We start from the raw sequence: 20907 nt of genomic DNA, 5'->3' as shown, positions 1-20907 counted from the left end.
CTCAGGTTGTGAACTGCAGGCGCCGCACGAGGTCAGCGGCCTGCTCGGCTGACGTCATCTGGGAACCCTGGAGGGTGATGTGGTAGCTCCGCTGATCGGCGCCCCCTGCCGGGCTTCGTCCGATGGCGTCCCACTGGCTGCTGGTGAGGATCGGCTCCGGCTTGCCGGTGTCGTTGCGGGCGAGGGTCAGACCGGGCTGCAGCCAGCCCCCCGAGTCGAAGGTCTTGAGGGCGGGCGCGAAGCCGTACCGGTCGTGGAACAGGGCCGAGTTGTAGCCGCGCGCGCGAGAGCCGACGACGACCCCGTCGCCGCCGCGGGACTCCACGTTCATGCCGCCGAGCGTGCCGGCTGTATGCCCGACGCCGTCGTTCGTGATGCCGATCATGAACGGGCTCCGGAGGTTGCGGTGCCATCCGGCCGGAGCTGTGTTGCCCTGGAAAGAGAAGGTGGACCACAGGCGTCCGAGCGGCGACCGGCCTTCGATGACCTTCTGAATGCCGGACATGAATCCGGAGCAGTCCCAGCTCGGGTTGCCGGCGCCGCCCCACTGGTACGGCTTTCCGGCCTGCGACCTGGCGAAGCCCATGGCGGCGGCAACGTTCCCCGAGGCTGACCCTCCGGTCAGGCTCTCAGCCGCTGCGATGACCTTGTTCTTCAGGCCCTGAAGCATCTTGATCGGGAACTGCGACAGCGCCTGCGCCCACTGAGATCCGGAAAGTCCAGAGCTCACCTGATCTCGCAGGAACTTTGTGGCCGTGTCCCACGCCTTGCCGGGGCTGGAGAGGAAGTCAATGCCCGTCATGATGGCGCCGCCGATCTTCTTTGCGGTGCCGGACAGCCAGTCGACGATGCCGCCCTCGGCGTACCTCGGGATGCCGCCGACCGCCCCGCCCTTCGCGAAGGCGGAGCCGCTGCTTGCAGCGCGGGCACGCAGCGCCTCTACGGCGGCATGTCCACCTGCCCCCTGCACCTCTCGTGCCGTCCATACGTGCTCCCCGTTGGAGAGGAGCGCGGGAATCGAGTCCGAGGTCGCGGTGCCCGCCCCGAACACGGCGCCGCCGGTCGCGAACGTCACGACGCCGAGCTTTCCGACGCCGGTGAACTCGGCGATGGTGTTCCACACCTTCCGGATACCGTTGTTGTAGACGGTGTCGATCACGAACTGCACCGGCTTCCGGGTGATTTCCCTGAGCTTGTCCCAAATCAGTCCGATGCCGGTGATGCCGGCGTGGAAGGACTCCTTGACCCTGTCGACGCCCTTGCTGAGCAGGTCGAAGATAGGCTTGATGCCGGTGTTCCAGGCGTTCGCGATGATGCTCTTGATGCCCTCCCACGCGGGCTTGATCGTTTCGTTCCAGAACCGCATGAACATGGGAATGAGGACGAGCTTCACGTAGGCGACCAGCACATCGAAGATGAACTTGATCTGCTGCCACTTCTCCGCGATCAAGCCGGCGATGTAGTTCCAGATCGGCTTGACGATGTTGTTCCACAGCCAGCCGAAGATCGCCGCCAGGTTCCTGACCTGGGCCATGATGAGGTCGAAAGCGGGCTTGATCCCGTTGTTCCACAGCCATATGGCGCCTGCGGCCATCAGGTCCCAGATGGGCTTGAGGACGGTGTTCCACAGCCAGCCGAAGATTGCGCCGAGGAGCTTGACCGCCAGGACGATCGGCGTGATGAGTACCGTCAGGATGATCGTCGCGAGGATTCGCCCCGCCGCCCCGATGAAGGAGAAGACGGGCTGGAGGACACCCCAGAGCCAGATCGCAGCGTCCGCGATGGCGCGCAGGCCGACCATGAATCCGTTGAACGCGGGCTTGAGGACGTTCTCCCAGACCCAGAGGGCCACGGTCTTGATGCCTTCCCACGCAGCCTGAACGACGGCGCGGAAAGTCTCGGACTTGTTGTAGGCGACGACCAGGGCGGCACCCAGGGCGAGGAGCGCGATCACGATAAGCGTGATCGGGTTGAGGGCCATCACGGCGTTCAGGAGCGCCTGCGCGCCGGCGAAGCCGGTGGTGACCGCGGTGCCGATCAGGATCGCAGCACGGTAAGCGCTGAAGACGAGCGTGATGGCGCCAGTGGCAATGGCCTGCGCATTCAGCGCGAGCGTCAGGCCGCCCACCAGGACGATCACAGGCAACAGCCAGGCGCCCCACTCCCGGAACCAGGCGATCACGGGCCCGACCACGTCGTCGACGTTGCGCAGCGCTGAGACGAGGCCAAGGAGAGCGGGCAGGATGAAGGTGTCCACGGCCACCCCGACGCCGCTCATCAGCTCGCGTGAGAGCGTGGCCAGCTGGGTGGCGGTGTTGTCGCGGATCGTGTCACCAACGGCCTTGGCTGCCCCGTCGACCTTCCCCAGGCCGGCCGCGGCCGTCGAGGGGTCCATGGCCAGCAGGGCGGCGCCAAGGTCTTCCGCCTGCGTGCCGAAGAGCGACACTGCGGCAGCACTCTGGTCGACCGGGTCTTTGACGGCGCGGAGACGGTCAAGCGTCAGCTCCAGGACGCCGGTGGCGGAACTGCCGCCGGCCGCGAACTTCTTGGCCATGTCGTCCGCGGACAGGCCGAGAAGCTCGAAGCCGGCCGTGGTCGACTTGCTGCCGTCGAGAGCGCGGATTGTGAATTCCTTGATCGCGTCGGCGGCAAGGTCGCCATCGCGCGCGCCGGCCGCGATGGCCTGGTTCAGGAGCCCGATCGCCGACGCACCGTCGAGGCCTGCCTTCCGGAACTGGGTGCCGTACTCGTTGATCGTGTCCAGGAAGTCGCCGGCCTTGTCGGCGCCAGACTGCAGGCCCTTGGTGAGCAGGTCCAGCGCCTGCGGGGCGTCCTTGGCGAGACCGGTGCGGATCATCTGCGCCGCCGCGTTGGCGGCCCCGCCCAGATCCTGGTCGAAGGTGGACGCCAGATCGGCCACCTTCGTGGTGATGGACTCGATGGCCGCTGACGTCGCTTTCTCAGGGATCAACCCGGAGCCCATGACGGCGCGGACGGCTGCGGCACCGTCCTCGAAGGAGTCGACGACCGCCTTCGAGTACAGGGTGCCCGCGAGCTTGCCGGCCTTCTCCGCGCCCTTCCCTGAGAGGCCGAGCTGTGCGGACAGGCGGTCCGACAGCTTCTCCTTCTCGATGGCGCTGATGGTTGCCGCGGCAAGGACCGCGCCGGCTGCTGCGCCGCCGACCGCCAGGGCTGCCTTGAAGCGCTCGGCGAACCGCCCGCCGGACTCCCGGCCGGCCTGGTCGCCAGCGTCCGCCGCAGGTCCGCCGAGCTGTCGGCGCAGTTCGTCGGAGATGCCCCGGACGGACGGGATGATCTGGATCGTGGCATAACCGACGTTCGGCATGGGCCCCCCTCACGCGTCAGGCGATGGCGCCCCGCTCGATCTGCTGCTTACGCTCGGCAGCACGGCGCCGTGCGTCCTCAAGGCGGGCCAAGCGCTGGCCGCCGCCCTCGCGCAGCTCACCCTTGGGGGCGAGCCACCAACGGGCGTAGGGCTTGGGAGGCTTCGGGGCCTTGGACTTGTCAGCGTTGACGGCCATCAACGTCCAGTTCAGGCGCTGCACCATGTCGAAAAGGTCGGCCAGCAAGATCTCCTGGCCGTTGGGTTCCTGACGCCCCTCCCGAAGGGCCGTCCTGGTCCGGGCATGCGGAGACAGGCCCTGCACGTAGGCGGCGAGTTCCCGGTAGGTCATCCCGCCGTCGTGCAGCGCCCGCAGCCGCACCCCGTACTCGGCCCGCAGGTCGGCCTCCAGGGCGCGCGGGTGCCTCCGGATCAGCTCGCGGAGGCGTCGGATTCCCCCGGCAGCAGTCCGCAGTGCTTCTGGTAGGCCTCGAAGAGCTGCTTCAGCTTGTACTGCGGGAGCGGGTTCTTGCGGAACTCCGCGAAGTCGTCGCCGAGTGCCGCCCTGAGGACGCCCAGCGTTGCACCGGTGTCGCCGCCCTCGGCGATCTCTACCAGGTCCCACACGTCCAGACTCTGCAGGTGCGCGAAGGAGAACCGGCGCCCGCCGGCGTGAACCCGGAACGGTGTCAGGTCGGCTTCCGCCTGGACCGTGTCGAGGTTGAAGTCGAAGGGCTGGCTGTCGCTGGTCGCGGTTCGGTTGGGCATGGCTACTCGCTTTCGGGTCGCGGTTCGGGCTGGATGACGCGGACGTTGCCGGCCATCAGGGTCAGACGGACGCTGCTGACGCCGTCGGGATCGAGGTGGATCTCCATGGGCTGCCGGGTGAGGAGCCAGGGGAACGGTTCGCCGTCTACGAGGACGGGACCGGCCGGCTGGATGACGATCTCCGTGGCCAGCCGCGGCTGTGCGGCTGCGGGCTCCGGGGTCCGTTGCCGGGCGGCTTGCACGAGTGCGGCCACGACCCGGCTTCGCAGGTTCAGAGGCAGTTCCTGTCTCGGATCGATGAGACCGAGGTGGACCGCCTGGTCGTGAATCTCTTGGTCGGTGTACGAGATGGCCATGTCGCGACTCCTCACGGTTCGTGGAGTGCACCGGGGCGCGGCCGAACCGCGACGAAGGACCGCGCCCCGGCGGTCATCAGGTGACGGTCACGGCGCAGGTGTCGGACTGCCCCTCGTAGGTGGCGGTCACGGTGGTGGAGCCGGGGTCGACGCCGGTGACGAAGCCGGCCGAGACGGTGGCCTTGGCGGGAACGGACGACACCCACGTCGCCAGCGCGGTGACGTTGGCGGTGGACGCGTCGTCGTAGGTGGCCGTGGCGGTGAGACTGCCGATGGCGCCGTCCGCGACGGAGAGTGTCGCGGGGATGGAGATGCTGACCAAGGTGGGGGTCGTCTGCTTGGTGAAGAGGACGCCAGCCCCGGTCGGGAAGATCGTCGCCGCGAAGGTCATCGACTCCAGGTCGGTCTCCGTCTCGCCGTGGTCGCCGTCCAGTGAGACCTCGGCGTAGTTCGCGGTGATCAGTCGGCGGACCTTGTCGCCCTCACGGACCTCGAAGGCCACAAGCACCTTGGCAGGCCGAGGCACCTTGATCTGCGTGGACGTCGACCCCGGCCACAGCAGGGAGGCCGTCGTGGCGTTGTCCTCCAACGCGGTGAAGGACTTCGTGAGCTTGAAGTGGGAACGGCTGGTACGCACGAGGATGCCGCCCCAGGCGTACTTGTCGTCGGTGTCCTCGTCGCGGGTCTCGGGCATGCCGTCGTCGCCATCGAGGAGCCCGACCAGATCCCAGTCCACACCGAACGGCGTGGAGGCGCTGGCGGGCAGGGTCGCGGCAAGGTTGGTGGAGATGTAGACGTCCGCGTCCGTCCACAGATTTGCCTTCAGCGGGTCGCCGGCCACGGCGTCCTCCTCTTTTAGGTAAGGGTTATCGCCGCAGGTGGGCGGATAGGTCAGGCGGTCAGCGGGATCGGTTTGACGTTGGCCAGGACAGTCAGGGTGGCGAGGTCGACGCCGCTGTCCGGGTCGACAGCAGCGAGGGGCCCCGTCCCGGACCGGACCCCGCGAATGACAGGGCCGGAGTGCACCAGCAGCAGGCCCTGGCAGAGCATCGCGAGATCATGGGCCTGATCGGCGTCCTCGTGCCAGACGGTGACGCGCAGGGTGCAGCGGGCATTGGCCATCGACGAGTGGGGACTGTCGGAGTCCTTGCGGACCAGGACGTAGGGCAGGTGCGGAGTCTCCGGGGCGCGGGAGTTCGGGACCCGGGTCCCGACCGTCGCGTCGTCCGCATAGGCCTCAGGGCGTGCTGCCAGTGCGGTCCGCAGGACGCCAGCGGCAGCAGCCTGAGCGTCGCCGAACACGACGAGCGGCTTCACCTCTCCACGGCCTTGACCTCGAGGCCGGCGAACCCGGCTGCGCGAGTCAGGACACCGTCCCGGGCCTGCCAGGCCATCGCTTGAGGGTCCGCCACCACCACCGTCGCTGCCCCGCGGTCCGTCGTGTACGGCCGGACCTCGATCGTGGTCCCGGATGGCACGAGCGCCTTCACGTTGTCCACGACGTTCGAAGCCAGGCCGTCGATCAGGGAACGGACCTCGTCACCCTGGAGGATCTCCCGGACGCCGGCCGCATCGAGACGCCATTCGATCAGCATCGCCGCCTCCTATCCGGTGGCACGGTCCATCACGAACTCGATGTGGTGGACGGAGTCGGCGAACAGCTGGGGCCAGCGGCCGACCTCGCCCTGCACCTCGTAGACCAGTCCGGCCCACTCGATACGATCGGCCGCCTTGACGTCTGGAGCGGTGCCGGGGGCGGACTGGACCTTGTAGCCGGTCACGACCGCCGTCCGCTGCTCGTCGGCGGACTCGGACTGGCTGGCGGGCTGGATGTTCAGACCGGTCACGGTCAAGCGGTTCACCGCGCCAGGAGACCAGTCCATGGCGGTGTTGCCGCCGCGGTCAGGCCGGGTGCCCGCGCGCACCCGGACGGCGCTCTGGTTGAACATCACGGGCGTTCACCTCGGTTGAGCTGGTACCGCTCGACCGCAGCCGCCCACTGGGCGGTCACGCCGGTTGCGGCCTGCACTCCGAACGTGACCGACTGGGCACCGACCGTCTGCTGCTGAACCCCGGGCAGGATCGCGTACATGGCGCGCGCCTGGTCGATGACCACCTCCTGGATGTCGCCAGGGATGTCGGCGTAGCCGTGGCTGTAGACGACGGTCACCGACCGCAGGGTCGACGGCCACGCGCAGCCCATGCGGTGCAGGTATCCGTCGGCGGACCAGGTGTAGTCCGTGCCGGCCGTCAGGGTCTGCCCGTCGACCGTCACGGACGCCACGTCCGTGACGGGGGCGGCCGGCAGGAGCAGGGACAGGGCGCCGCTGCCGTCGAGGACGATCGTCTCGGCAGCGACCAGGGACACCGGATGCCGGACCGCGCCACGGAAGCGGCGTGAGGCAGCACTCAGCGCAACGAGGAGCTTGGGGTCGTCCGCGCCGACCGGAAGCCAAACGGCGAGCTCTTCAGGGTCGGCGAGGTAGTCAGCCGTCACCGGGCGCGGCCTTGCCGCGGGCCTGGCGGGCCTTGTTCCCTGCGGTGCGGGCCTTGGCCTCTGGCTGCTCGGGCTCCGCCGGTTCGGGTGCCGGCGCCTCTACAGGCGTGGCGCCGTACCTCTCGGCGTCGGCCTCGTTGAGCTTCATGCGGGTGGGGACGCCGTGCATGACGACGTCGTACAGCTTGAGCGGGCCGGCCACGACCGCCACCTCCAGGTTCTCGTCAGCCGGGGTGCTGGCAGAGGGCGGGCCGCATGCGGCGTGTGGTGCGCCGCACGGGCACCGCCCTCGCACCAGTCGGGAGTAGCTCACGACGCGAGCTGTCCGGACGTCCTCATCGCCGCGAGAAGCGCGTTGACCTTGGTCCGGAGCGCGTTCACGTCGGTCAGGAGCGCGTCGTACTCGGCCTTGGTCGGCGTCCCGCCAGCCGCTGCTGCTGCGGTGGCCGCGCCCGCGTTGGCGACGGCGGCGGTCTGCTTGCCCTCGCGAGCCGCGCCCGCGCCAGCGTTCAGGTATGCCATGTCAGCCTCCTCAGGCGGTCAGGTCGACCTCGACGAACGCGGACGGCTGGATGATCCCGAAGGCCGCGCGCATCTCGGCGAGGATCGCGACGAGGTTGCGGATGAAGAAGTCCGCGTGGGTGTCCGTGACGGTGATCGAGGCCTGCTCGCGGTCCCAGAGGATGGCCTTGCGGAAGTCGCCCACGTAGCCGGTGCCGGCCGGGACGGCTTCCGTCTCGATGACCGGCAGGCCCCACAGCACGGACGCCGAGCCGACGCCCGAGGGGCCGCCGAAGTAGAAGCGCCCCTCGTTGTCCTGCAGCAGGTCAACCGTCTCGAGGTCGGCCGGGTTGAGCAGGTAGGCGTTCGCGACGCTGCGCCCCACGGTCCTGACCTTCGTCTTGGCCTTGCGCAGGGTGGTGAGCACGTTGGTGTCCCAGGCCTGTGCCTGCACGCCGGACACGTTGCCGAGGCCGTCGAAGTTCTCCCCGGTGCCGTCGCCGGAGATCATCTGGTCCTCGAGCTCCTCCTCGAGGCCGTACCTCAGGAAGGAGTCGATGAGAGTGCGGATCTGGCTGGCGTCGGACAGGGCCCGCTTGGTGATCGGGATCCAGTGCGCGATCGTCCGGACCGGGGTCGTGACCTTGGCCGCAGCGAGTGCGGACTCGGGCTTGTAGCCGCCACCTGCGTTGAGTACCAGCGCGCCGGCTCCACCCGGAGCCGTGGGTGCCGCCGAGGATGTCGCTTCGGCGACCGGGGCCGCGTTGTTGGTCGTTGAGGTGATCCGCACGTACTCGACGGTGTCCGAGCTGGTGCGCCCGTTGGTGACGACGTCGCGCAGGCGCAGTGGGCGCTGGAAGAGGTCGAGGCCGACGCGCTGGCCGAGGTAGTCGTTGGTCACCCAGGCGCCGGCGGAGGTGTCCGAGGCTCCGGTGACCAGACTCTTGTAGCCGACGGGCAGGGACTGGACGCGGGACTTCTGGCCGAACCCGCCACGTGGGGCCTGCGCCATGAGCCCGGCGAACTCCGGGGACTCGGTGAACGTCTCGCCGAGCGACTTGCCCGCGGGCGGCACGATCAGGCCCGAGGGGGTGCGGCGCTCGCCGCTCTTCTCGTTCAGCTCGACGCCGTCGCCGAGGTCCGCGAGGGCCTGGCGCATGGTGTTGGTCGCCTTGGCCTTCTCCAGGCCGACCTTGGCTTCCTTGGCCTTGGCCATGTGCTCGTTGAGCTGGGTGCGCTCGGTGTCCGTGAAGTCGCGGTCCTCGGCCTCAGCCTTGGCCGCGATCTCGCGGGCTTCCTTCAGGTGGTGGACGAGCTCGTCGGTGAGCTCCTCGGTCTTGACGGTCATGGGGTCCTCATCCCGTAAGCGTGGAGACCTCGGCCTCGAGGGCCTGGAGGTCGGCGAGCTGACGGAGCGAGGCGGGGCTCGGGCCGGCCGGAGCCTTCTTGGCCGCAGGTGTCACCTGGGGCGAGGAGGTCTCGGGCGGGGTCGGCGTGGCCTTCTCATCGTCATCGTTGCTGGAAGTCAGGGAGTCCAGCAGCTCCTTGGCGAGGCGCGCAATCTCCTTCACGCGCTGCTCGTTCTTCTGGCTGAGCGTGCGCCCAGCCTTCGCCGCCATGGCCCCCGTCAGGGCCTGGCGAAGTTCTTCGGCCTGCGCCACGGAACCCTCGACCGCGACGCGCATGGTGGCCCCGTCGGCGGACTTCACGTCCAGCAGCTCGGTGGCCTGGTTGGCGCCGATCAGGGTCGGCCCGACCTCGTACAACTTGAGCTTCCGCAGCTCGAAGGCCTCGCCCTCTTCCCCCTCGTCGGCCTTGCCCTTGGCAGGACCGCCGTCCAGGACGTCGTAGGCGAAGCTGAACTGGGTTACCCGCCGCCCCTTGAGGAGCTTGTAGACCTGGGCGGCCTTCGGCGAGTCCAGGTCGATGCGGGCCTTCACCCAGAGCCCTTCCGGGCGCTCCTCGGCCTCCAGGACTTCGCCGATGTGGTAGTCCGGGTCGTGGGACATGTGGGACCAGAGGACCGGGATCGGGTTCCCGCTGCTCTTCCATTCGTTGAGGGTTTCCCCGAAGGCGCCAGGCATGATCTTGTCGCCGACGGAGTCGACGTTGTACGCGGCGACGATCGCCTCGAACACGCCGTCGTCGGTGCCTTCGTTCTCGCCCGCCGCCTTGATGCGCACGGGGCAGCTCTTGATTCGCATCGTCACTCCGTTGCGTAGTCGAGACGGCACTTGCAGCCTGCTGTTTCTTCCGCTTTGCCCTGGCCGTCGCCGGGCCACCGGAGGCCGTTGCTGAAGACGTCGTCGAGGCTGACCGCCTCGCCGTCCTGTGCGCGGTGAGAAGGGCGCGGGTTCGTGCCGCCGGTACGCCAAACCTTCTTCTTCAGTCCGGACGCGCCAGCGGCATCGTGCGAGCCGAACCCGCAGGCCTCCGCGGATGCCGTCAGCGCGCGGACAGTGGCCGCCGACGTCCACACCTGACCGGCATGGGCGAGGTTCGCCTGCCAGCCGTCGCCTTCGTCGTCGACCGCGGCAACAGCCTTCTTGCCAGCGTCCTCGTGCTGCGAGGCGTGCGTCTCGGCGGCGGCCAGGAGCCACGGCAGCATGACCTCGGGGTCCCAGCCGGCCGCCTCCGGGTTGAAGTCGGCGAGCACACCCCAGGCGGCGAGCTGGGCGATCCGGTATCCGTGGTCCGCGATCAGCGAGGACAGCTCGGTCAGCCGGTTCTCCGCCCCTTCGGCCCACCAGCCTTCCAGGTCCGGGACGCCGCCCGCCTTGCCGGACGCCCGTCGCTCCAGCGCGGTGAACTGCCGCTTGGTCCAGCGCTCCAACGCGGCGGTGAACTCGTCACGCTCCTCGTCGAAGGAGCCGAGGTCCGGCCGCTCCGGGGCTGCCTTCATCAGCACCAGGCGGCCCCGCGCTTTTGGGAGGTCCGCCGGCTCCGGAGCCGTGTCCGTTGGCGACGCCATGCCGCCCACCAAGACGTTCATCGGAGTGACGAGGTCGTCACCGCCGTCGATCGCGGGCAGGTTCATGCGGGCCCGCGCCTCGTTCCGCAGCAGCCAGGGCGCGCCGACCGCGGTCTGCAGCATCGAGGCCTGCTCCTCGAAGGAGCCGCGCAGCTTCTCCTGCAAGTTGAACTCGACGTAGACGCCGTCGGAGTCCGGCAGGTCCGGGATGAGCTGCAGGCCAATCTCTTCCTGGATCATCGTCAGCCAGGGGCCGAGGGTGTCCTGGTAGAGCTGCTGGTGCTGCTCTTTGATGTTGGAGAACGTCGCATGATCCAGGATCCCGACCATGGGAAGCGGGATGTGGTAGGCCGCCGCCACTTCTTCGCGGGTGAGCTTGCGGGCCTCGATGTACTGGGCCTTCGCTGGATCGAGCGCCAGCTGCTCATACTGCATGCCGTCCTCGAGGATCGGCGTGCCGCCAGCAGATCCGCCGCCGGCCGTGTACGCCTTCCAGGACTCCCCGAAGCGTGCACGAGAGGTTGGATCCCACTTCGGGGCGTCGGCCGGGCGGGTCAGGACTCCCGACATCCGGCCGCCGTTCCGCCACATCTGCTCGCGCGACCGCGTCGCCTCGAACTCCTCCTGCAACAGGGCCCGCAGGGCGTCCATCGGCGACGATCCCGACCGCAGGTCGTCCGGGTCGTAGCCGTGGAAATGGACCACGTCGTCGGGCGTGAGTTTCAGCTCGCCTCGAGAGCCATGCACGACGAACTCCTCGGGCTCCAGCCAGGAGTCCCCACGGATCTCCATCCTCGGCGCCGGCACCGGGATGACCCCGAGCAGTTCCCCCGAGTCCATGCGCACCTTGACCCAGAACGCCGTGTCGTAGATGGCACAGTCCGACACCAGGCGCTCGATCAGCCGGTAGCGGGTGAGCCTGGCGCCCGGTGCCGCGAGGATTCGTGCCAGCGGGTGGTCCGTGAGGCGCTCGCGGTCGGTGTCCGACACACGCCGGTAGCAGTGCAGGCCGAGCTGGGCGATGTTCCGCGCCAGGAACGAGATCACGGTCCGCACCTGCGGCTGGCAGCGGTACAGCTGCCCGTACTCGCTGTAGACCCCGTCCGCGAGCCTCACGTAGGCCGGCGCCGCCGTCAGCGGTGCCACCGACACCCCAGACAGCTGCCCCTGGGAGACGACAAAGGCCATCAGCCGCCTCCCGCCACCTGGATGAACTCGACCTTGACCCGCTCGATGAGCACTTCCCCGTCCATCGGCGTATCAGCTGCCCCGTGCTGCATCAGGACCGCGTCCTTGAGGATCAGGAGCGGGCCCCGCTTGGCCCACAGCACGCCGGCGAACGCCTTGTCGGCCAGGTTGACCACGATCCGCTTACGGACCGCTGTACGGCGCCACGGGAACCAACCCCACACGGCAGACCTCCTGTCACAGGACCATCAGGTCGCCGTCGTCGTAGGCACTCGCCTGCGGCGCCTCGCGCGTCATCGCCTCGGACAGCGCGGTCACCAGGGCCGACACGGCGTCGATCTTCTCCGCCGACCGGGCCTTGTCCGGCTTCACGTTGCCGGCCGGGTCCATGGCGACGGCCAGGTTGTCGACCATCCACGTGACTGCCGGATTGCCTCCGTGCCGTACCTGCGGCGTCTCGGGCGTGCCCTTGAGGAGCAGCCGCTGCAACTCCTTCAGCGGCGGGGACATCGTCACGAAACCCTGGCGGACCTTGACCATCGGCGCGTCCACCTTGGCCAGCTCATTAGTCAACGGCACCGCCGACCACGGGTCGAAGCCCAGGCTGCGCACATCGAAGGCGACGAGATCCCGCTCGATCTGCTGCTGGATGTAGTCGTAGTCGGCCACGTTCCCCGGCGTCGCGACGAGCAGCCCCTCGCGGACCCACACCGATGCGGCGCCGGCGGTCCGCTGGTCGAGCCGGTCAACGTTGTCCTCCGGCGTCCACAGCCGCCAGATCGCGTCGTAGCCGCCGCGCTCGTCGTCCGGGAAGAGCCAGCACAGCGCCAGGAGGTCGGACGTGGCTGCCAGGTCCAGGCCTCCGTAGGCCTCCCGGCCGACCAAGGCTGCCTCGTCGACCATGCCGGCGTTGGCGAGCCAGGACTCCATGGTCAGGAACTTCGTCTCCTGCTTCGTCCGCCGCCCCAGATGCAGGCGCAGGAACTTCGCAAGGTCGGCCGGAGACTGCTTGGCCTCGTCGGACTTGGCCTGCAGGTAGGAGCGGGTCGGCGAAACGCCGTAACCGGGGTTGGCCTTCCGCCAGGTCGCCTCTACATGCGGGTCGTCATCCCGCTCGGCCGCCCACACCACCCCGTACACCGACGGCGCCGTGAACACCCGGCGGGCCAGCTGCTCCACCCGCTTGCGCTTCCGGTCGTACACCGACTCCCGCTTGCCCGAGTCCGCGGTGGTGATGATGCACACCAGCGGCTGCCGGCGGGAGCCCGTGCCCGTCTCGATCGTCTCGACCAACTCAGGCGTCTTGTGCTCGTGCAGCTCGTCGACGATCGCGCAGTGGATGTTGGCGCCGTGCTGGGCACCGGCCACGGACGCGATCGGCTTGAAGTACGAGCCGGAGCGCTTGTGCAGGATCTTGTCCTTCAGCGGCAGCACATGCTTCTTCAGCGACGGCGCCGCCTCGGCGAGCTTCCGGACCGGCTCGAAGACGAAGCCAGCCTGCTCCTTGGTGGTGGCCGCGGTGATGACCTGCGCGCCCTGCTCGCCGTCCGCGCACGTCATGTAGATAGCGAGGCCGCCGGCCAGGGTGGATTTGCCGTTCTTTCTGGGCACGTCCACGTACAGCTCGCGAACGATCCGCACATAGGACTGGGCGTCCTCGTCCCAGCGGACCCAGCCGAACACCGGCGCCAGGATGTACGCGACCTGCCACGGGTCCGGCTTCAGAGGCTGGCCAGCCCACTGGCCCTGCGTGTGCCGCAGCAGGGAGAAGGCGCGGATCACCTTGTCGACGCGGTCCGGGTCGAAGACCGCGCCCGGCGCCTCACCCGGTGATGGGGTCTGAATGAGCGGTGGGCAGTCCGGAAGCGGGATTCCGCGGTCCTCGAGGTACCAGGCCACCTCGGGCGAGAGCTTCAGCCGCTCCAGGTCGGGCCCCGGCCGGGCCGCGCCCTTACGCGAACGGGTTGTCGTCCTCGCCGGCATCGTCGGCCCCCCTCGCGAGCGCCTGCTCCGACGAGGGGGTCAGGCCGAAGTGGGCCGCGAAGCTCCGGAGCTCACGGCCCGCGTTGCGGGCGATCCCCACCGCCGGGTGCGCGAGGGTGCCCTGCCGCGCCTCGATGGTCAGGCCCTCGCTGTGCTGCTGCCGGATGGCGCCCACGTAGGTGGACCATGTCTCGCAGTAGGCGACCAGGACGGCCCGGTCCTCCTCCTTGAGGATGTCCAGGCGGGTCAGGCCCGGGACGACGCGCCGCCACTCGGCCGCCGCCTCCTCCGACAGCCAGTCGGGAGGCTCGGGGGCGATCCGCCGGAAGGCCGGGCCCAGGTTGACCTCCCGGCCGGCCGTGTCCTTGCCGGGCGCCCGCCCCTTGATCAGCTTCAGGGCGGCAGGCTGGGCTGTGGCCATGATCCAGACCCCCTATCCCCAGATCTGTGCAGCCGTCTTTTTCTCTGACCGCGGCGGGCCCCCTGACCTGGGGTTTTGGGATCTGAACTCCCCTACCCCTCGGCTTGCCGCCTTCGTTCGATCTTGATCCTGTTGGCCTCGGCCGCTTCAGCCTTGGACTTGATCGCGTGGCAGTCGGCGCAGATGAGCCCCAGGTTCTCCATGTCCCGCGCTGCTCCGCCCTGGCTGATGGGCCGCTTGTGCTCGAGGTCGTAGATCTCACCCTCGTCGCGTTCTCGGCCACACACGTAACAGCTGTCATTGTCACGTGCAGTCACGCGCTTCTTGAGCGAGCGCATCGTGCCCGAGCTCATGCCGTACCTGTCTTGCTTGCGTGCTCGGTTCATCCAAGCTGGCGGCTGATGATCCTCGCAGCGGCCACGCTTGGTGGCGAGTGCTGCGCATCCCGTGTCGCTGCATCGAGACGGAGGCGACATAGGCATGGGCTCACCTCCACGGCTTCGGTACTGACGGGCTCGAAGCCCGGCAGGTGGACACCTTGGGGTGGGCAGACCCGGGGTCATGTGGGGTGGGGTGCTCACCGGGGGGGCTTGCAGGGGCGGGGGTCACGTTCCCGAGGTGCACCTGGGGGGGTGCTTCAGCCCCGGCCCTCTGGGCTAGCGCAGCGTGGAAGCCCTCTGCCAGCCGCCTGTTCCCTGGTCGTGACGCCCATCAGGCGGTGGTGCTGTCGGTGATGAGGCCGAGGGTAGCCAGCGCGGTGAGCAATGAGGCGAGCGCCGCGTTCCCGCCTCGGCTACCGGTGACGGACGGTTTCGTGACCGCTGTTGCCCCGTAGAAGCCGGCCGTCGTGCCGAGGTGCCGGAACATGAGACTGACGATGAGTGCGTCGTCCGTGGTGAGCTCGTTTGCCGCGGAGCGCCGCAGGTTGGTGTCGCGGGCTGCGTTGCCGGGGCCCAGCTCCAGGGTGCCATTGGCGAGGACACGCCACCGGTCGAATGTGTCGCCACTTACCCCGCCCCCGAATGCGGGCGTAGTTCCGGAGGCCACGTTGTTGGTGAGGGTGCCAGTCATGGTGCCGCCCGTGAGCGGCAGCAGAGCGGCAAGCGCGGCGGTAAGCCCGGTGACCTGGGACTGCGCCACGGTGATCGGGTCGGTGCCGCCGGATACGTGCGTGGACGCGTGCGCGGTCGGTGTGGCGGGTGGGCTGGTCCAGGTGCCGGGTGTGCCGTCCGCGGTGCACAGCCACCACGTACCCGCAGAGTCCTGCACCGCGTCACCTGCGGCCCACGCACCTGTCGTAGGCGATCCGGCGCTGGCGCGCCTGCCGCACAATCGGATGCTGGTGAGTCCGTTCTTCGCACCGAGGGCAGCGACGCCAGTCGACGGGTCGAGGGTGTGTTTCGTTGCTCCGTACAGGGCGTCGACAAATTCGATCTTGCCTGCGACCTGCACGTTCTGAGCGTCAGCCGACAGTCGCAGATAGGCGTGCTGGGTGCCATTGAAGCCGGTTCCGGACCAGTTGCTGAGGATCATGTCCGCGCCGGTGGCCTCGAAGTCCAGCGCACTGCCGCCTCGCCTGAAGCGGTACCCCTTGCTGGTGTCGGAGACGGTGAGGTCGCCAGCGGAAACGACCGCGTTGCCCGCGACCTGGAGTCCGGATAGCCAGGCGGTGCCCTGCTCTATCGCGGTCACCCGCGTCAGCGCGTTGTTCACGTACCCGTCGACCGTGCTGAGTGCGGCCTGGGTGGCGAACTTGCCGTCCGCCCAGGCCCGGTCCCCGTGGGGGTCGAGGGCGTCCTTGTGGGCGGTGACCTTGGCCGCGGCCCCGGTGGACGTCTCGAGGGCACTGGTGTCCGCGATCCCGTGCACGGCGGTCGTGTCAGCCTCATGAGCGGCCAGGGCTGACGCTGCTGCCACTCGGTCACCGTGCGGGTCGGAGGCAGCGGAGTGTGCGGCGACCTTGGCCGTGGCATCGGATGCCGCGGCGGATATGGCGGCAACTCCAGCGGTATCGGCCTTGGCCTGGGCTCCCGACTGGGTCTCCAGGACTGCGGTGTCCGCGATCCCGTGGACGAGGGTGGTGTCGGCCTCGTGCGCCGCGAGGGCTGCGGCTGCGGCGGCCCGGTCGCCGTGCGGGTCGGAGGCAGCCGCGTGGGCCGCAACGGTGGCGGAGGCCGCCCCTGCCACGTCCGCGCCAACATCCGCGGCCGAGAGGACGACCGCGCCCGTTTCGCCGTTGACCGACGTGACCGCGCTGCCGCTGGAAGGGCCGCCACCGGGCGCTGGTACTGGTGCGAGGTCGTCGAAGTGAACTGTCCCGGTGCCGGTGATGTTGGCGTAGAAGGCAACCCGGGTGCCGCCCGAGGGCTGCAGGTCGAGATACCAACGCCACCCAACCGGCTCGACGCCGGCCGCGTCGCACGGGAGGAGGACCACGGAGAAGCTGCCGTTGCTGTCGAAGGTGACCGATCCGCCGCCCGGGTAGACGGCGTTCCGTCCCGCGTCGACGAGGTAGGCCGACGGCTTGCAGACCAACTTCCCCTTGAACGGGGTGCCAGCGACGGCGGACGGGATGGTGCCGACGAGGGTCACGGTGGGGGTACCGGCGGGGAAGGCCATGGGGCACCTCCTCGTCGGTCAGGCCGCCTTGGGGCTCCGCTGGGGCATCGGCCTATACGCCGCGGCCCGTTCGCGTATCTCAGGGAGGGCATACATGGTTTTGTGTTCGCGCCCGTTGCCCGCGTACTCGCTAGCCCGGCCCTGAAACCGCCGGATCTTGCCGCGGCGCGCCCACTGCCGGATGACGGTTCCCGGCACTCCGGTCGCTTCGCTGGCCTCGTTCTCGAAGACCAGGTCGTCGGGATACAGCTCGTGCAGCTCCATGCCACCCCCAGGGACACGAAAAGCCCCCGGCGAGGCTGGGGGCTTGGAGGATGCGGACACACGAGTATCTCGCTGAGGGCACTGTGACATATGCCTGTTCGGGCGGTCAAGGGATCACTAGTCCGCCAGAATGCCGTCATGGTCTCCTACATGGTCCGCGGTCGCTCTCGCGAGGAGTGCCAGCGGGAGCTGGACCGGCTGTGCCGGCTGCTGGGTGCGACGCCGACGACGGCGCCGATGCAGGCGGCCGGCCCGGGGTGGATGGCGCGGGCGGTCAAGACTCAGGCCCCCGCCGTGCTGGGCGAGGGCCTGGCGGTCGAGCAGTAGGTCAGGCGGCGAGCGCAAGGGCGGCCAGCAGCAGGGCGGATACGTGTGCGGTCTGGTCGACATGGGCTGCGCCCCCGTGCTGGGCCCAGCCCTCCTGTCGGGCCAGCTTCATCCAGCGGGCCACGGGCCAGCGCCGATCGATGAACCCGTGGGTGGCCCCGATCCAGAGGAGGGCTGCGGCGGTCGGCGAGGCGGAGAGCGTCACGTCGTCCAGGAGGAGGGCGCCGAGGCCGAGGGCGGCACCGCACAGCAGCACGTGGGTGGCGGCGTGGGCGATGTTGGCGGTCCACCCGGTCCGGTCGCAGCCTGCCTTGTGCTTGGCCTGGTGGTCGGTCTGGAAGGGGTAGTCGGCCAGGAGGTGGCCGACGTACAGCAGGACGAAAATCGTGGCGAACACTTCGGCTCCTTCAGCTGGCGCGGTTGACGGTCTTGGCGATCAGCCCGCGGGTCTCGGTGCTGACGCTGTGGTGCTCCTGGTGCACGGGGGCGTTGTAGTGGTGGTGCTGCTCGGCCGGGGGTGCCGCCTCGACGACGGCCTTGAGGGCGCTGACGACCTTCGCAATGCCTCCCAGTACGAGCACGCCGCCGGCGACGCAGAGGCCGATCACGGCGGGGTCGACGCCGCCCAGGGTGTAGAGCACCAGGGACAGCGACCCTCCGATGGGGATCGAGACGATGCCCGCAGTGAGCATGAGAGCGCTCGCGTCCGTGGCGCGCTGGGACATCGGGGGCCGGCCGGGCTGGGCGACGGGCGAGGCGGAGCCGACGGTCTGCAGGGGGCTGGTGTCCCGATAGGAAGTGACGGCGGCGGGGGTGTAGGCGTCCTGGATGAGACGGTACGCCGCGATGGCGGCCTGCTCGTCGCTGAGCGGCATCGCAGCGGGCTGGGGGCGGTCGTGGTCCATGAGTGGCTCCTGCGGGTGAGGGAGGGCCCTGGGAGGTACCAGGGGCCCTGGGGGCGGTTGCGGGGTGTCAGGTGTGGGTGTGGGCGGCGTAGGCGGCGGCCGCGGCCTCGGCTGTGACACCGTCGCCGGTGACGGCGTCGATGACCATCTGCCGGTCGGCGTCCGGGAGCATGTCGAGGAAGGAGGCGACCCGGTCCGCCGCTGTCGGGACCTTGCGCTGCGTACCCGTTTTGGCGCCGGCCTTGGCCGCCTTGGGCTTCCTGCGGCGGGTGCCGGAGTCGCCGTCCCAGTCCTCGTCGCTGCCCTCGTCCTCGTCGTCGAGGTCGGGGGCGTTCCAGTCGCCGAGGAGGCCGAGCTCGTCGAGTTTCTGGATCTCGTAGGGGGTCAGGTGCTGGACGGTGTCGGGGAAGAGGGCGGCGAGGTTGCGCTCGGCGTCGTGGCCGGAGAGGTCGACGTAGAGGGCGCGCATGAGGATCGGGCGGCCCTTGATGACGATCCAGCCGACGCCGCCGATGCCAGAGGCGTCCTCCGGGGCCTCCTCGCCGGCGATGCGCTGCTCGATGGTCAGGCGGGTGCCGCCGTATTCGCCGGGCAGGGGGTCGGGGATCCATTCGGAGGCGACCAGGCCGTCGAAGGCGCGGCGGGTGGCGGCGGCGTCGCCCATGTTGAGGATGACCGGCCGCGAGTTGGCCTTGAGCTGGTTGCGCATCGTGGAGGTGAAGCCGTCCTCGACCTTCATGTCCTGGCCGGCGGGCTTGAAGGCCATCGCGTACTTGCGGCCTTTCACGCTGAGAAGTTCGCCGAGGATGGTGATCCGCTCGCCGTACTTCTCGTCCTTGGTCGCGGCCAGGTACTCGTCGGCTTCGACGGTGAGGGCGCTGTAGGGGCAGCCGGGGTCGTTCGGCTTCCAGTCGCGGACGGTGCCGTCGGCGCGGGGCATGGCGCCGCGGATGTCCATCAGGGCGACGGCGGCCCGCAGCATCCGGTACATGAACAGGGGTCCTACACCGTGGCGGTCGACGTGCGGGGCAAGGAGGGCGATCTTGCCGTCGGGGGCCTCGGTGGCGACCCAGTTGATCATGCCCGCGTTGGCGGCGGCGGCCACGTTGAGGACGATCAGCTGGGACTTGCCGGAGCCGGAGGCGCCGGCGGTCAGCCCGAGCGCGATGCCTTCGGGGCGGTGGACGCGGCCGCGGACGTAGGAGCCGTCGTAGGCGACGCCGAGGCGCCAGAAGCCCTGCGGGTCGGGGGTGACGTCGGCGCGGGTGGCGTGGCGGACGGCGACGAGCGGGGGCTCGTCGCAGACCATGACGTGGACCCGGTGCCCCTCGACGTGCGCGAACACCCTCAGCTCGTCGGGGTCGGCGCCCAAGGCGGTGCACAGCTTGGCGAGGTCGGGGCGGGGGGCTTCGGTCTCGTCCTCCATCTGCGCGACCCAGTGGGTCACCCCGCGCTCGGCGTCGCGCGTCTTGTAGTCGAAGAAGGCGCCGGGGATCGCCTTGCCCGGGCGGGCGATGTTCTTCGCCCACCAGTCGGCGTCGCTGGGGCCGGCCGCGGTCGCCCGGCGGTGTGCGTCGGGGGTGACGATGATCTCGCCCCAGCCGGGGCCCCAGGGGGTGCCGTCGGCTCCGTGGACGGCGGCAATGAAGGTGACAGTCTCGGGCGGGACGCCGAAGGCGGCGCCGATCGTCCGCTCGTCCAGCCTCGGGACCGCCTTGCCGTCCGGGGCCTTCAGGAGCGCGGAGAAGTCGATGCTGCTGCCGGGGTGGTGCTCGATGCGGCGCAGCTCGGTCTCGCCGGGGCTTCCGGCCCGCTCCCACATGGCGGCGATCTGCCGGGTGAACTCGTCCGCGGGGTCCGCCTGGTGCTCGGGCGCGGGGGCTTCGAGCTGGCGGAGGGCTTCGTGGGCGAGGCGGAGGTTCCCGGTGCGGGAGAACGGGGCGAGGACGGCCATCGAGATCGCCCACCCTCCTGCGAGGGCGGCGTCGGTGGCCCATCCGGTGGTGCACAGGGCGGTGATGTCGACCGCGGCGGCGGAGGCGCAGGGGAGGGCCCGCATGAGCGTGGTCAGCAGACCGGCGTCCGGATTCTCGGCCTTCTTCCAGGCGCGGACCGCGGCGACGCCGGCGGGCAGGGCGGCGGTGGCGAGCATGGCGAGGTTGGCCGTGCCCCAGGGAGCCGCGTTGGGGGCGACGGTCAGGCCGAGCGCGGCCGCTCCGTAGACGGCGCGCTCCAGGTGGACACGGCGGGCGATGGCGTGCCCGAGAGCGGCGGTCGACATCGGAGGTGTCTCCTTCTTGGTCGGTTCGGGAATGAGAAGGGGAGGGCCGCCGGGCGCGGCGGCCCTCCCCTTCTTGCTGGGGCGGGGTGCGGCTAGTACGCCCAGAAGCCGGGCTTGGGGGTCTTCGTCGTGCGGGTGGTACGGACGTCGTCCAGGGCCGCGTACTTGTTGCGGTGGGACTCCCGGGCGGCCTTGGACGCCTCGGCGGCCTCCATGGCCGCGTTCCGCGTCCGGGCGGTGGCCACGGCCGCCTCCGTGAGCGCCTGGGCGACCAGGTTGGTGAGGTCCACGTACTTCTCGTCGCCGTCCGCGTCACCGAGCTGGTCGGCGGTCGCCGAGACGGTCTTGGCATGCTGGTACATCCGCCGCACCACCACGGACAGCTCGCTGCTGGCGGCGTCCATGGCCTGGGTGAAGATGTGCAGCTTGCGCTGCACGGCCCGGTAGTTGTTCTGGTCGGAGGTGAGTGCGATCTCGGTCATG

Annotated in this window: 25 protein-coding genes; 1 reads left to right on the top strand and 24 read right to left on the bottom strand. The window is 69.6% G+C overall.

Going from position 1 to position 20907, the window contains the following annotated elements; all coding sequences use genetic code 11:
- Position 1: 1 nt before the first annotated feature.
- The 20 genes from ABD973_RS29590 to ABD973_RS29495 all read right to left on the bottom strand — a co-directional run bounded on the left by ABD973_RS29590 (position 2) and on the right by ABD973_RS29495 (position 16911).
- Positions 2–3346, bottom strand: a complete 3345-nt coding sequence (locus ABD973_RS29590; RefSeq protein WP_345503149.1) for a phage tail tape measure protein — start codon at positions 3344–3346, stop codon at positions 2–4.
- Positions 3347–3362: 16 nt separating this feature from the next.
- Complete coding sequence (locus ABD973_RS29585) at positions 3363–3695, bottom strand: hypothetical protein (RefSeq protein WP_345503147.1); 333 nt, start codon at positions 3693–3695, stop codon at positions 3363–3365.
- A gap of 80 nt (positions 3696–3775) precedes the next feature.
- Positions 3776–4111: a hypothetical protein gene (locus ABD973_RS29580; RefSeq protein ID WP_345503145.1), complete on the bottom strand. Its 336-nt coding sequence runs from the start codon at positions 4109–4111 to the stop codon at positions 3776–3778.
- Between the two features lie 2 nt (positions 4112–4113).
- Positions 4114–4467: a hypothetical protein gene (locus tag ABD973_RS29575; protein ID WP_345503143.1), complete on the bottom strand. Its 354-nt coding sequence runs from the start codon at positions 4465–4467 to the stop codon at positions 4114–4116.
- Between the two features lie 76 nt (positions 4468–4543).
- A complete protein-coding gene (locus ABD973_RS29570) occupies positions 4544–5308 on the bottom strand; it encodes an Ig-like domain-containing protein (RefSeq protein ID WP_345503141.1) in 765 nt (254 codons plus the stop codon).
- Positions 5309–5358: 50 nt separating this feature from the next.
- Positions 5359–5784 carry a hypothetical protein gene (locus tag ABD973_RS29565; RefSeq protein WP_345503139.1) on the bottom strand — a complete coding sequence of 142 codons (426 nt, stop codon included), beginning with the start codon at positions 5782–5784 and terminating at the stop codon, positions 5359–5361.
- The gene (locus tag ABD973_RS29560; protein WP_345503137.1) at positions 5781–6062 is read right to left on the bottom strand and encodes a hypothetical protein; all 282 of its coding nucleotides are present in this window, start codon (positions 6060–6062) and stop codon (positions 5781–5783) included. The genes ABD973_RS29565 and ABD973_RS29560 overlap by 4 nt, the downstream gene beginning before the upstream one ends.
- Positions 6063–6071: 9 nt before the next feature.
- Entirely contained in the window at positions 6072–6416 is a 345-nt protein-coding gene (locus ABD973_RS29555; protein WP_345503135.1) for a hypothetical protein, read from the bottom strand.
- A complete protein-coding gene (locus tag ABD973_RS29550; RefSeq protein WP_345503133.1) occupies positions 6416–6964 on the bottom strand; it encodes a mobile element protein in 549 nt (182 codons plus the stop codon). Before ABD973_RS29550 ends, ABD973_RS29555 begins: the two co-directional genes overlap by 1 nt.
- Entirely contained in the window at positions 6954–7166 is a 213-nt protein-coding gene (locus ABD973_RS29545; RefSeq protein WP_345503130.1) for a hypothetical protein, read from the bottom strand. Before ABD973_RS29545 ends, ABD973_RS29550 begins: the two co-directional genes overlap by 11 nt.
- Before the next feature lie 107 nt (positions 7167–7273).
- Positions 7274–7486: a hypothetical protein gene (locus tag ABD973_RS29540; RefSeq protein ID WP_345503129.1), complete on the bottom strand. Its 213-nt coding sequence runs from the start codon at positions 7484–7486 to the stop codon at positions 7274–7276.
- Between the two features lie 10 nt (positions 7487–7496).
- The gene (locus ABD973_RS29535) at positions 7497–8813 is read right to left on the bottom strand and encodes a phage major capsid protein (RefSeq protein ID WP_345503127.1); all 1317 of its coding nucleotides are present in this window, start codon (positions 8811–8813) and stop codon (positions 7497–7499) included.
- A gap of 7 nt (positions 8814–8820) precedes the next feature.
- Positions 8821–9669 (bottom strand): HK97 family phage prohead protease, encoded by an 849-nt coding sequence (locus tag ABD973_RS29530; RefSeq protein WP_345503125.1) that lies wholly within the window; start codon positions 9667–9669, stop codon positions 8821–8823.
- A gap of 2 nt (positions 9670–9671) precedes the next feature.
- Complete coding sequence (locus ABD973_RS29525; protein ID WP_345503123.1) at positions 9672–11624, bottom strand: phage portal protein; 1953 nt, start codon at positions 11622–11624, stop codon at positions 9672–9674.
- Complete coding sequence (locus ABD973_RS29520; RefSeq protein WP_345503121.1) at positions 11624–11848, bottom strand: S1 domain-containing protein; 225 nt, start codon at positions 11846–11848, stop codon at positions 11624–11626. Before ABD973_RS29520 ends, ABD973_RS29525 begins: the two co-directional genes overlap by 1 nt.
- Before the next feature lie 13 nt (positions 11849–11861).
- Positions 11862–13607, bottom strand: coding sequence for a terminase large subunit (locus ABD973_RS29515; protein ID WP_345503119.1), 1746 nt, complete (start codon positions 13605–13607; stop codon positions 11862–11864).
- Positions 13576–14028, bottom strand: coding sequence for a phage terminase small subunit P27 family (locus ABD973_RS29510; protein WP_345503117.1), 453 nt, complete (start codon positions 14026–14028; stop codon positions 13576–13578). Before ABD973_RS29510 ends, ABD973_RS29515 begins: the two co-directional genes overlap by 32 nt.
- A 92-nt stretch (positions 14029–14120) precedes the next feature.
- Positions 14121–14381: an HNH endonuclease gene (locus ABD973_RS29505; protein WP_345503116.1), complete on the bottom strand. Its 261-nt coding sequence runs from the start codon at positions 14379–14381 to the stop codon at positions 14121–14123.
- 358 nt (positions 14382–14739) lie between these two features.
- On the bottom strand, positions 14740–16647 hold the full coding sequence (locus tag ABD973_RS29500; protein ID WP_345503114.1) for a hypothetical protein: 1908 nt from the start codon (positions 16645–16647) through the stop codon (positions 14740–14742).
- Between the two features lie 18 nt (positions 16648–16665).
- On the bottom strand, positions 16666–16911 hold the full coding sequence (locus ABD973_RS29495; protein WP_345503112.1) for a hypothetical protein: 246 nt from the start codon (positions 16909–16911) through the stop codon (positions 16666–16668).
- A 138-nt stretch (positions 16912–17049) separates the two neighbouring features.
- Here ABD973_RS29495 and ABD973_RS29490 point away from each other — a divergent pair, with 138 nt between their 5' ends.
- Positions 17050–17238 (top strand): hypothetical protein, encoded by a 189-nt coding sequence (locus ABD973_RS29490; RefSeq protein ID WP_345503110.1) that lies wholly within the window; start codon positions 17050–17052, stop codon positions 17236–17238.
- Position 17239: 1 nt separating this feature from the next.
- Here ABD973_RS29490 and ABD973_RS29485 read toward each other — a convergent pair whose 3' ends face one another.
- From ABD973_RS29485 to ABD973_RS29470, 4 genes are all read right to left on the bottom strand, one after another.
- A complete protein-coding gene (locus tag ABD973_RS29485; protein WP_345503108.1) occupies positions 17240–17635 on the bottom strand; it encodes a DUF3307 domain-containing protein in 396 nt (131 codons plus the stop codon).
- A gap of 10 nt (positions 17636–17645) precedes the next feature.
- Positions 17646–18143 (bottom strand): hypothetical protein, encoded by a 498-nt coding sequence (locus tag ABD973_RS29480; protein WP_345503106.1) that lies wholly within the window; start codon positions 18141–18143, stop codon positions 17646–17648.
- 67 nt (positions 18144–18210) lie between these two features.
- Positions 18211–20424, bottom strand: a complete 2214-nt coding sequence (locus ABD973_RS29475) for a chromosome segregation protein ParM (protein ID WP_345503104.1) — start codon at positions 20422–20424, stop codon at positions 18211–18213.
- A gap of 92 nt (positions 20425–20516) precedes the next feature.
- Positions 20517–20906: a conjugal transfer protein TraB gene (locus ABD973_RS29470; RefSeq protein WP_345503103.1), complete on the bottom strand. Its 390-nt coding sequence runs from the start codon at positions 20904–20906 to the stop codon at positions 20517–20519.
- Position 20907: the final 1 nt, after the last annotated feature.

Source organism: Streptomyces racemochromogenes, from assembly GCF_039535215.1.
Taxonomy (GTDB): domain Bacteria; phylum Actinomycetota; class Actinomycetes; order Streptomycetales; family Streptomycetaceae; genus Streptomyces; species Streptomyces racemochromogenes.
Note: the sequence above shows the minus strand (reverse complement) of the source record. Positions and strands in the feature narration are given on the sequence as shown.